Raw genomic sequence first — 11,515 nt, forward strand, 5'->3', positions numbered from 1 at the left:
AGAAAGGCAGCCGGACACATGAACGACGTCGAAATGACCGAACTACTCCTGGATATCGCGGACGCCGGCGAACACGGAATCGCCGACCGGTTACGCCGGGAGAATCCCTGCCACGTGGCGCGGACGGCGCTGGAGGAGCTGACTTTCCGGCTGAATCCCGCGATGGTCACCGAGCCGGCGGTCGACGTGCAATTCCTGCTTTCGGCGGGCGACCGCTCGGTGGAATTCGCACTGCGCGTGGGCGCGGCCGGAATCCAGGTCACCGAGGGGAAGGCGCCGCAGCAGAGTGTGACCATCCGCTGGGAGTTGCGAGACCTGGTGCTCGCGCTCTACGGCCGGCCTGGCGCCGCATGCGACGCCACCCGCGTCGTGAGCGTGGACGGCGAGCCCGGGCCCAGGACGAACGCCCCCGACGACCCGTGGCTGCTGCGCTACAAGGCGGCCGGACGGGTGGCCGGAGAGGTGCTGAACGCCTTGTCACCGGTCGCGCCGTCGGTCCGCCACGAAGCGCTGAAGGCGGGCGCCGACAAGTGGGGGGAGAACTGGTTCGCCGCCCACTACGACCGCCACTTCGCGAAGTACCGCGACCGGAGGGTAAATGTCCTGGAGATAGGCATAGGCGGTTTCGAGGCGCCCGGCGAGGGCGGAGAGTCCTTGCGCATGTGGAAATCCTATTTCCGTCGCGGGATTATTCACGGCCTGGACATCTTCGACAAGTCACCGCTCGCCCAGCCGCGCGTGCGAATTCATCGGGCCGACCAGTCGGACCCTCTTTCGCTGCGCGAAGTCGCCGATCAGATCGACGGCATCGACCTGATCATCGATGATGGCAGCCATATCAGCTCGCACACCATCACCGCGTTCCACACACTGTTCCCATTGCTCAAGGACGGTGGGCTCTATGTCGTCGAAGACGTACAGACGTCTTACTGGCCCGGGTGGAACGGCGGCCACACGTCGTTCACCCACACGGCGACATGGATCGGCTTCCTGAAGAAGCTCATCGATGGACTGCACCATCAGGACCAGCTCGATGAGGAGTCGCGCCTGGGCTCCTATCTCGACCGGTCGGTCACGGCGATCCACGTTTACCACAACCTGGTGTTCATCGAGAAGGGCGTAAATGGCGAAAGCACCGCGCCGTCGTGGGTCCGCCGGCACACCAACGACATGGAATTGACCCCGAGGGGATCCATGGTCAAGCCCGTGCTCGACCGGTGAAGGAGACGCACATGGAACTCACCTACGACCCCTTGCAATTGGCGGAGGACCCCTATCCGGTCTATCGGAGGCTCCGCTCCGAGGCGCCGCTGTATCACGGGCAGACCGTGGAGGGGGTGGACTTCTGGGCGCTGTCACGCTTCGCCGACGTCGAGGCGGCAGCCATGGACTGGAGAACCTACTCCTCCGCACAGGGCAATGACCTCGATGACACCGGGCTCCTTTTCGGCCCGGCGCCCGCCATGGACTGCGCCGACCCGCCCAGACACACCCGGATTCGCGGCGTGCTCAGAAAGGAGTTCTCCGCCGGGAAGGTGCGGGCCCGGCTGGAACCGATGGTGCGCGACAAAGTGAGCGCGTTGATCGACCGGCTCGCGCGACAGGAATCCGTGGACATCGCGCGGGATCTCTCCTATCCGCTGCCCGCGGGCGTGATCTGCGCCTGGCTCGGGCTGCCGGCGAGCGACCAAGAGCAGTTACGCGCCTGGCATTCGACCATGCTTGAGCGCAATCCCGGAATGATCGAGCTGCCGGCGCAGGCGATGGCGGCTCGCGACGAGATGTGGGAGTACTTGTCCCGCGAGCTCGCCAAGCGCCGCACCCGGCCCGGCGACGACCTGCTCTCGGTGCTGTCCGGGGCGATGCTCGCGGGAGAGCTGTCACACGACGAGGCGCTGGCCAACATCCTTTTCCTCTTCGACGCCGGGATCGTCAGCACCAGCGCCACCATCGCGAGCGCCTTCGTCCATCTGCGTGACAACCCGGATCAGTGGGAACTGCTCAAGGCCAAGCCCGAGATCGTCCCCGGCGCGGTGGAGGAGCTTCTCCGCTTCGACGCGCCCTTCCACTGGTTCAAGCGGGTCACCACCAGAGAGGTGGAGGTGCACGGAACGCGAATTCCAGCGGGTGAACGGGTGATCTTGATCTGGGCCTCCGCGAACCGGGACGAGCGTCGCTGGCACGACTCCGGGTCCCTGCTCCTCGATCGCCCCGTCCAGCGGCATCTGTCCTTCAACATCGGCATCCACCACTGCCTGGGGGTCGCGGCGGCCCGGCTGGAACTCATCGCCCTTTTCGAGCAACTCACCGCACGGCTCATCGACTGGGAGATCGACGGGCCCATCGAACGGCGCGTCACTCCCAGCGAGCGGACCATCACCAGCCTGCCCGCGAAGGCGCGCTGGGTCAGGTGAGCCCGCGGAGTTCACGACACCACCGACTGGAGGAGATCTCATGAACCAACCGGCCGCGGGCCTCGGCCAGGCCCACGTCACCAGCACCGCCAACGGGGTACTGACCCGCGGTGACGCCATCGACTTCCTGGGTACGCTGCCCGACGCCGGCGTGCGCCTCATCATGTCGTCCCTGTGGTTCACGGGACCGTACACGATCACATCCGATGACCCGGCGTGCCCACGCTTCGGAGACTGGTTCCTCAGGTTCATGAAGGAGTTCGATCGGGTGTTGCTGCCCGACGGGAGCGTCGTGCTGGAGATGGGGTGCACCTGGGCGGACGACCGCCCCGTCCGCACGATTCAGAACTACGCCGCCCTGTCGCGACTGCTCGGCGAGGGCGGCTGGCATCTGCTGCAGGAGTTCTACTGGTACAACCCGCAACTGCTCTACGCGCGCGACACGTGGGTGGACGAGCAGCGTATCCGGCTGCACGACTCGGTCAGCACGCTGTACTGGTTGTCGCGTACGCCGGACGTGCCCGTCGACACCACCAAGGTCCGCCAGTACCAGAGCAGCCTGACTCATCCGTTCGGCAACCTCCTGACCATGGGCGACTCCTACACCGACTTCCGGTATCTGGATCGATGCGCGGCCGAGGGTGTCCTTCCCGACATCGACCGCTATCCCGTGGCTCTCCCGACGTACTTCATCGAACTCCTCACGTCGGAAGGCGATCTCGTCGTCGACCCCTGCGTGGGAATCGGCTCCACGGCGATCGCCGCCGAGCTGACAGGGCGGAAGTGGGCATGCAATGACATGTCGGAGAAGGTGATCGACGTGGCCAGGGAACGTATCGATGATCTGGTGACCGGCGAGGCGACGCGGCCGGTGTCCTGAGACGAAACCGAAGCGCGGCCGGTGCGAACGATCGCACCGGCCGCGCTCGCGCGCTCTACCGCCTCTCAGACGACCGCCACGGGAAGGCGGGTGATCCCGAGGATGAAGTTGGAGCGCAGCCGCCGCACCTCGCCGGCCAGGGCGAAGGTCATCCCGGAGCCGGCGAGCGACTCCAGCAGGAGCGACAGCTCGGCGTAGGCGATTGGAGCTCCGATACAGCGGTGCAGGCCCGCCCCGTAGGACAGGTGGCGGTTGGGCTCCCGGGTGATGTCGAAACGGTCCGCGTGCGGGAACACGGTCTCGTCACGGTTGGCCGAATAGTTCCACAGCGTGATGGAATCGCCCTCCTTGATGGTGATCCCTCCGCGGGTGACATCGCGTAGCGCCGAGCGCTGCACGTAGGCGTTGGTCGAACTCCAGCGCAGAACCTCCGCCACGGTGAGCTGTGACCGCCACGCGCCGTTCCGCAGCATCCGGTACTGATCCTGGTTGTCCATGAACGCGAGCAGTCCGGTGGACGCGCTGTGCGAGGAGGTCTCGTTGCCGCCGACGGCGACATTCATGCAGTTGTAGAAGACCTCCTCCCCGGTCAGCCGGCGACCGTTCACCTCCGCCTTCAACAGCATGCTGACCAGATCTTCCCCCGGGTCACGGCGGCGCTGCTTGAGGATGCCGGCGAAGAACTCGAACACCTCGGACTGCAGCCAGGCGAGCCGGAGGCGCTCATGGCCTCCGGTGTCCACGAAGATCTCATCCCGGTAGCCCACCATGCGCCGGGTCAGCCCGATGAGGCGGTGGGCGTCCGCATGGCCGATTCCCATGATCTCCATGAGTGCGCCGGCGGGCAGTTCGGTCGCGATGTCGGTGGCGAAGTCGCATCCCCCGTCACGCCGTGCGGTGGCCAGCGCCCTTTCGAGCAGCCCGGCCACGCGGCTCGCGACCCGCTTGGCGACGGCGTCGCGCATGGCCGGCAAGATCGCCTGCTTCAGCATGCGGTGCCGGGGCAGGTCGGTGGAGACCAGCATGCGCCCCGCCGAGGTGTCGCCCTCGGCACGGAACGATCCCCCCACGATGACGCCTCGGCCGGAGCCGAAGAGCCCGTGCTCGCGATAGGCCCACAGGACATCCTCATACCTGGTCAGAGCCCAGAACCGGCTGCCGTCGGCGCCCTCGTTCCAGTAGATCGGCGTCTCGGCTCGCAGGGCCGCGAAAGCCTGCTCGTGGGCGCCCTCGACGAACAGGTCGATGTCGGTCAGGTCGGTGCCGAGTGCCGCTCTCATGAGGCCTTCGCCTCACGCTGCGGCGCCGTGTCGATGACCAGGGCCAGGTCCTTGAGCACGGGATGGGCGAGCACGGCGGGGAACTCGAGCTCCGCCCCCAGATCACCGCAGATCCGGTGGTGCATGCGGAAGGCCAGCAGCGAGTGCCCGCCGAGCTCGAAGAACTCGGCGTTCCTGCCGATCTTCTCCGCGCTGAGGAGTTCCTCCCACAGCTCCGCCAGATACTTCTCGGTGCCGGTTTCGGGAGCGGCGTACGCCTGCTCCTGGCGTAGGTGATCCGCGAGGAGTTCCCTCAGAGCGTCCATGTCCCGTTTGCCGTGCGTGGTGGCGGGGATCTCCGGCCGTACGATGAACTTCGCGGGCACCATGAAATCCGGCAGGTGCGCCTCGGCACGGTGGCGTAGATCCTTCACGCCCAGGGACTCCTCGACCACGACGAAGGCGACGAGCCGGCGGTCGTCACCGGAACCGGCCGGCAGCACGATGGCGTCGTGGACCTCGGCGAAGCGCATCAGACTACGCTCGACCTCGCCGGGCTCGATCCGGTATCCGCGGATCTTCACCTGACCGTCGGCCCGGCCGACGAACAGAAGCGTGCCGTCCTCGCGCCGGCGCACGAGATCGCCGGTCCGGTACATCCTGACCTCACGACCGTCCACGGACTCCGTCGCGAAGCGCTCCGCGGTCAGGTCGTCCCTGCCGAAATAGCCGCGCGCCACCCCTGGGCCGCCGACATACAGTTCGCCGACCGCGCCGTCCGCGACGGGCTGGAGTTCCGGCGAGAGGATCCGCAACGACACATCCCGCAGCGGCCTGCCTATGGGGATGGCCTCCGAGTCGGCGTCCACCGCACTCACCCGATGAGAGGTGCAGGCGGTGGTGATCTCAGCCGGGCCGTAGAGATTGTAAAGCTCTCCCTTGAACCGGCCGCCCAGCAACGCCCGGCAGGCGGCCGGGGTGAGCACGTCTCCGCCCGTGGCCAGGATCCGGAGGGAGGAGAAGGCGTCCCGGTCCTCACGGACCACGTGGTTGACGACCATGGTCGGCACCAGCATGGCGGTGATGCCATAGTGCTTCATCTGCCGCTGAAAGTCCCCCGCGAGCAGCTCCGGCACCGGCGGGAGCACCACGGTCCGCGCCCCGGCGGCGAGAGCGCACCACATCTCGAAGTGGAAGGCGTCGAACGAGACGCTGGACACCTGCCCCACCCGATCCTCCGGGAGCAGCGCGGGAAGAGCGGGGTTCTCGGCGAAGGAGACCAGGTTGCGATGCTCCAGGACGATCCCTTTGGGCTCACCCGACGACCCCGAAGTGAAGAGAAGGCTGGCCGCGTCACCGGGCCTGACTTCGGCGTCGGCGGCTTCACCGGATTCCGCCGGCTCGTCGACATCGACGGTGGTGATGGCCAGTTCTCCGAGGCGGTCTCGCGTGTGGCGGTCCGTGAGAACGACCTTGGCGCCGCTGCTCTCCAGCATGAAGTCACGGCGGGCGTCCGGGTAGCGCAGGTCCACCGCGACGTAGACGGCGCCCGCCTTCAGCGCGCCCAGAATCCCGGCGAAGAGGCCGGTCGACCTGCTGAGGTAGACGCCTACTCGATCCTCTCGTCCGACGCCGTGCCGGCGTAGGGACGCGGCGACGATGCCCGCCTCTCGATCGAGCTGCGCGTAGGTCAGGGACTGCGTGCCGTCGGTGACGGCCGGCCGGTCCGGATATTTTCGCACCGACCGGTCGAAGAGTTCGGTTAATGTGCGGGGCGCACTGTCCGCCATGGTCCCTCCTGAAGACGACGTGCAAGTGGCGCGATGCGCAGTTGCACAAGGGTCTCGGGCAGCCGATAAGGAACGGCGATTTTCGTGAATACCATCTGAAATGACAGGCTAATGAAGCTTTCGAAATATGGTCAACGCGCGAAATAATCACATAGCCAAGCAGGTCACGCGCAATGAGGGCCTGGCGTGCTCAGCACTCGCACTCTCAAGGCGTCAAGACTCGCGCGCAGGTCGTCCGCCATCGAGTTTCGGCGGCAACCCCTGATCGCCGAGCGTATGTAAAGCAGGAGAATTCAACATCGATCTATGATTGCTCAACCGGCAACATTCTTCGGCACTGGGCAGGAGTGGCGCCGGTATGCTACGTCGAACCTCGGCACTCCGGGTCTGATGCCGAGGAGGATGTAGGGGCGTTTGCCGAAGCCTCGGTGTCGTTCCCACTCCGCCCGCTCGTGATGACCTGCACGCCCGACCAGCCGGCACGCTTGACTGCGGACACGGTCATCTGTCCCACCATCCCCTCACCACGGTGCCGCTCGCCGGTCCCGTGCAGTCACGTGCCACCCCGTGGCCTGAGCCACCAGGCGCGCCGCCTGCGCCACGTCGGGCATCGGCATGAACCTCGCGCGCACCGGCGGATCCTCTTCAGCGGGGCCACCACGTGGCCACGGCCTGCGGCTCGGCGCGCCTGGACACAGCTGGAAGACGTCATCCACAGCCGGGAGGGACGACTCTCCGCGCAGCTCGTGTTCGCGCAACTGGCGTGCGACCTCCTCGACGGAACGGGGGCTCGGCGAAACGCGGCAGTTCAACCGAGGCACCGCACCCGGTTAGCAACAGCACGACGAGCAAGATCCTGGGTGAAGTCGCCGCCTGTGGTGCAGACCACGCCGGTGAAAGTCCAGGTCTGCGCCATGCCAGGGAGTCAGGCGTTGGCCGCCAGGTGAGAGGCAATGTCGTCGGCTGGGTCGGGCTCGGGTGTAGGGAGCCTGCGCAGGTAGGCGCGCGGCTTATCTCAGGTTCTTGGGCCTTCTTCTCGCAGGTCAGAGACAGATGATCTCTTCTGGCAGGTAAGGCGTGTTGAATAGAGCTCGTGTCCGGGCGTAGCGACCGAAGCACCTTCCGATCCCGGCATGATCGGCACCAGATTCAATTGTGTGGAATGTGCTGCGCTGTCTTGCCACAATCGCCCGGTGCGATTGTGGACAGTGCAGCACCGGGCGATTCTCGACTCGCTGAAGACCGACGGCGAACTGGTCGGCGACTGGGCCCGCCTGCTGGTCTCGTCGTATCGGCCGGCGTACGAGGAGATGGTGGCGGAGATGGCCAGGCGCGGCCTCGACTGCCGGGGCCGTCCGCCGGTGTGGGCGTGGCTCGGGCGGGACACCCGCGACAACGCGGTCGCCGTGACGGCTGATCTCCTCCTCTGCCCGGAGACCGACGAGGAGTACGCCCGTTACGTCGTCCTGGACCTGGATGTGCCGGACGAGATGGTCTTGCTCAGCTCGTACGGACGCTGGAACGACTTCATGGACGCAACCCTCCTGGGCGGAGGGCCGGCGACCATGAACTGGTCGATTGATCGGGAGGAGCTCGCCGGTGTGCAGGCGTGCTTGCCACGCGTACTGGCTGGACATCTTCGCAGTGCCCGCCCTCTGGAGCCGTTCGATCCAGCGAAGGAGGAGGACGACTCCTGACCTCGCGACCGCTGTCGCTCAGCATTGGCCGCGGCGGCGAACGAGACAGAAGACTGTGCCCGACCTGCCGACCCGCAGGGGGTTGGCCGAGGCCGTGGACGGCTGGGGCGATCGGCGCGGCAGGCCTCCTTCGTCGGTCCACGGCATCGGGCCGGCGGAGGGTTCCAGACGATGGAGCGCGGGAGCAGCGATCGGTAGACGCACCCGGGGACCCCGATTTCCCAGGCTTTAGTTTGGCGGGAATTCCCAGGTCTTCTTGACAGCTCCGTACATGATCTTGGGGAAGGTGACACTCACTGGCACCATCCCGCCATGGACCAAGATGACTTCTGGGCGATCATTGAACGAGCCCGCGATCTGGACGGCCCTCTCCATGAGGCCTTGGAGACAGTTCTGGCAGACATGCCGGCCGAGGCAGTCGTTGACTACCGCCAGCACTACGACGAGTACAAGGCGGCGCTCTGTCGGTGGGACGTCTGGGCCGCCGCCTATCTGATCGGCGGTGGCTGCAGTGACGACTCGTTCATGGACTTCCGAGCAGGCATCATCGCCCAGGGGCGTGAGTGTTATCAGGTTGCCCTCGCCAACCCGGACGACCTCGCGGACCTCACACTCGTTCAGGCAACAGCCTTGGCTGGAGACGACGGCGAGGACATCTTCTACGAGGAGTTCACCTATGCCCCCTCTCATGCCTACGAGCGCATCACAGGCAACGACGGCCTCTTCGAGGCTCAAGAGCAGCGGTATCCACGGCAGCCTGGTGAGTTCGACATGGGTGAAGACTTCGACTTCGACGACTCCGCCGAGATGCACCGCCGGCTACCTCGGTTGGCGGCGCTGTTCCTGAACTCCTCCTCCGACTAGAGCCTGGCTTCAGGACGAAAGGCGGCTCGGCGACTTGTCACACACAGAGGGAGCCGCCAACAAGACCTGGGAACCGCAGGGGTACCGACAGCAGCAGGCTGGCCTCGGCTTCGGTGAGGGGAGCTGTAAGCGCCTGCGCACGTCTTGCAGAAGCGTAGGACAGCGTTCACCTGCCTGGACGAACCACCCTGATCGCCAAGTCCTGGTTGAAGGAGTGGTGGTTGTGAGCCGAGCCACGATGTCCGGGCTGGTGGTCAGGGGATGAGGGCGGCGAGAAGTTGGTCGCGGCCGGTGGCTCCGGTCTTGCGGTGAATCGCTTTGAGGAAGTCGCTCACGGTGTGCATCGACAACTCCAGACGGCGGGCGATCTGCTTGCGCGACAGCCCGTCGCGCAGATGCGCGAGCACCTGGCGTTCCCGCCGGGTGAGCTCGTACCAGTCGCTGAAGCACGTGAGCAGGTGCTCGCCCGCAGCTGCCTGAATGATGATCGCCACGTCCTGGCTGCCGTCGTCCAACGGTTCGGCCTGGCACACCATCCAATGGCCGTACCCGGCCGAAGGGCCGACACACAGCGGGCGGGGGTTGTGAGGGTCGCGGGCGTATTCGCGCGCTTTGATCGCCATCCCGGCCATGAACGGCTCGCTGGTCCAGCTCGGATTGGGCTGACGTTCACGGATCATGTCCAGCCAGGCGCGTGCCGGGGGTGTGGCCGTACGGATCGTGTGGTCGGCGCCGACGATGAAGACACCGGGTGCCGGCGCTGCGGACTGCGGGGCCAATGGCCCTGCCTTGACATAGCCGCGGATAGTTGCCAGCAGGGCTGGAGTCAGGCTTGCGGCCCGCCGTACGTCCTGATCGTCGAAGGGTGGACGATCCTGGCCGCGCAGGAGGTCCAGCGTGCCCCAGATGCCGCGCGCGTCTCGCAGCAGCAACCGCAGCTGGCCGCCCACGCCGTGGGCGGCCAGCAGCTGCCGGGCCGGGTCGACGTGCCGATCGCCGCCGCTCATCGTCCCTGCCGGGATCGGCAATCGGGCCAGGTCCTCGATCGGGTACGGCTCCGCGCCGGCGAAATAGTTGAGCAGCCACGGGCGGCCGAGGCCGGGCTCGACGCCGTGCCAGAAGCTGAACGAACCCACGTCGGAGGTCGGGCTGGTGCCCACCAGCCGGAGCGCGTCATGGGCTACGACGGGCGCCACCACCTGTGAGACCGCCTCGCCCAGCTCGCCGGCGGTGGCGTGCCGGCGTGCGTGCGCGTGCAAGTCCCGCACCAGAAAACGGCTCTTGGTCATCGCCAACCCCCGAGGACGCCACTGCCTCCAGCATGAGCCTTCACGCTCTGCCCGGCCATGCGTTTTCCGCGCTATCCCCAGATCCGGGGATGGCCGGCTCCCGGCGCATGGGTGATGGTCATAGCGCACAGCAAACAGGAACGTCCTGGACGCCCTCGTATCAAGCACCGACAAGCGGAGGAATTCCATGAGCAGAGCACGAAGCATCACCATTTTGGCCGCAGCCATTACCGCTGCCGGCGCGCTGGCCGCCTCGGGGGCGGCGGCCGACTCACGACACCAGCAGACCAACCGGGGGGTGGGCTTTGTACTCACGACGGAAAACGTCAACAACTACTGCCTGGAAATCCGTGCCGCCAATACCGGTGACGGCGCCGCCGTACACATGTCCGACTGCATTGGCACCAACAACCAACGCTGGCGTTTCGTCGGCCAAGCCCTCGTGAGCGACCTCAACGGTAAATGCCTGGACGTTCAGGACGGCAATATCTACAACGGCGCCGGCATCAACATGTGGACCTGTCACGGCGGAGCCCCACAGCAGTGGTCATGGAATGGAAAGCAACTGCGCAACCCCAGGTCCAACAGATGCCTGACCATCGTCGAGTCCAACCCCCACAAGGGAGCCGCACTCATCATCCGCGACTGCGACAACACTCTCCCGCCCCACCAGCAATGGCGCACCGCGTGAGCACGAGGGTCGTTCGCGACTATCAGCCGCCATCCCAGGCGGACGTCGCCGGCGCCCATGGAACCGAGCTTCCTACGGGCGGCCTGCTGGTCCTTTTTAATCGGGGATGCCAGCCTTGATGCAATATGCACACCAAGGCGGTGCACGGTGAACTACCCGGACTCGTGTGCTCATCAGCAGGATGACAGGCATGAGCGTGCTCATCCTTGGCTCTTCTCTTGTGCCGCTCGAATGTTGAGCTACGAGGTCAGGTGGCGTTCGTTGAGGATCAGCATCCGGTCCAGGAGTTTCACGGCGCAGGGTGCCGATGACCCGCTGGCAGATGGCGGTCATCCTCGGGCATCCTCGGCGAGGGCCCTTCAGCGGTGAAGACCTCCCTGAACGCGCAGGTGAAGAGCGGATCGCAACACCCGCGCGGCCTGCACTTCCCCGTGAGGAACCCTCAATTCGGGTATGGCGCGGTGGGCGGCCGTTGTGGACGGTGCGGGATCGGGACGCGGAGGCAATCCGCACGGTGCTGACAGATAGTGCGAACGGTTCCGAAGCCGCGTGGCGGGGGGGGGGGCGGGGGGCGGGGGTCGCGCACCGGGCCGGCGCCCCCCCCCCCAGGCGGGGGGGGGGCCCCACACAC

At 66.3% G+C, this 11,515-nt stretch carries 9 protein-coding genes; 6 read left to right on the forward strand and 3 right to left on the reverse strand.

Annotation, left to right across the window (positions count from 1 at the left end; translation table 11 throughout):
* The first annotated feature begins 18 nt into the window (after nt 1-18).
* From ACFWY5_RS45940 to ACFWY5_RS45950, 3 genes are read left to right on the forward strand one after another with little or no spacing between them, the layout of a single operon-like run.
* Entirely contained in the window at nt 19-1,221 is a 1,203-nt protein-coding gene (locus ACFWY5_RS45940) for a hypothetical protein (RefSeq protein ID WP_379638648.1), read from the forward strand.
* 11 nt (nt 1,222-1,232) lie between these two features.
* Complete coding sequence (locus ACFWY5_RS45945) at nt 1,233-2,414, forward strand: cytochrome P450 (RefSeq protein WP_379638649.1); 1,182 nt, start codon at nt 1,233-1,235, stop codon at nt 2,412-2,414.
* A 40-nt stretch (nt 2,415-2,454) separates the two neighbouring features.
* Nucleotides 2,455-3,294: a DNA-methyltransferase gene (locus tag ACFWY5_RS45950; RefSeq protein WP_379623310.1), complete on the forward strand. Its 840-nt coding sequence runs from the start codon at nt 2,455-2,457 to the stop codon at nt 3,292-3,294.
* A 65-nt stretch (nt 3,295-3,359) separates the two neighbouring features.
* Here the strand turns inward: ACFWY5_RS45950 and ACFWY5_RS45955 are convergent, their stop codons facing one another.
* Complete coding sequence (locus ACFWY5_RS45955; protein WP_379638650.1) at nt 3,360-4,574, reverse strand: cytochrome P450; 1,215 nt, start codon at nt 4,572-4,574, stop codon at nt 3,360-3,362.
* A complete protein-coding gene (locus ACFWY5_RS45960) occupies nt 4,571-6,343 on the reverse strand; it encodes a non-ribosomal peptide synthetase (RefSeq protein ID WP_379638651.1) in 1,773 nt (590 codons plus the stop codon). Before ACFWY5_RS45960 ends, ACFWY5_RS45955 begins: the two co-directional genes overlap by 4 nt.
* A 1,193-nt stretch (nt 6,344-7,536) precedes the next feature.
* Between ACFWY5_RS45960 and ACFWY5_RS45965 the strand changes: the two genes are divergently transcribed.
* Together ACFWY5_RS45965 and ACFWY5_RS45970 are read left to right on the forward strand one after the other, a co-directional pair.
* Entirely contained in the window at nt 7,537-8,040 is a 504-nt protein-coding gene (locus ACFWY5_RS45965) for a DUF3841 domain-containing protein (RefSeq protein WP_379638652.1), read from the forward strand.
* A 312-nt stretch (nt 8,041-8,352) separates the two neighbouring features.
* A complete protein-coding gene (locus ACFWY5_RS45970) occupies nt 8,353-8,904 on the forward strand; it encodes a DUF4240 domain-containing protein (RefSeq protein ID WP_379638653.1) in 552 nt (183 codons plus the stop codon).
* A gap of 254 nt (nt 8,905-9,158) precedes the next feature.
* Here ACFWY5_RS45970 and ACFWY5_RS45975 read toward each other — a convergent pair whose 3' ends face one another.
* Complete coding sequence (locus ACFWY5_RS45975; RefSeq protein ID WP_379638654.1) at nt 9,159-10,163, reverse strand: response regulator transcription factor; 1,005 nt, start codon at nt 10,161-10,163, stop codon at nt 9,159-9,161.
* Nucleotides 10,164-10,380: 217 nt separating this feature from the next.
* Here ACFWY5_RS45975 and ACFWY5_RS45980 point away from each other — a divergent pair, with 217 nt between their 5' ends.
* Nucleotides 10,381-10,884: an RICIN domain-containing protein gene (locus ACFWY5_RS45980; RefSeq protein WP_379638655.1), complete on the forward strand. Its 504-nt coding sequence runs from the start codon at nt 10,381-10,383 to the stop codon at nt 10,882-10,884.
* Nucleotides 10,885-11,515 lie beyond the last annotated feature (631 nt).

Source organism: Nonomuraea sp. NPDC059007 (genome assembly GCF_042740555.1).
In the GTDB taxonomy this organism is placed as follows: domain Bacteria; phylum Actinomycetota; class Actinomycetes; order Streptosporangiales; family Streptosporangiaceae; genus Nonomuraea.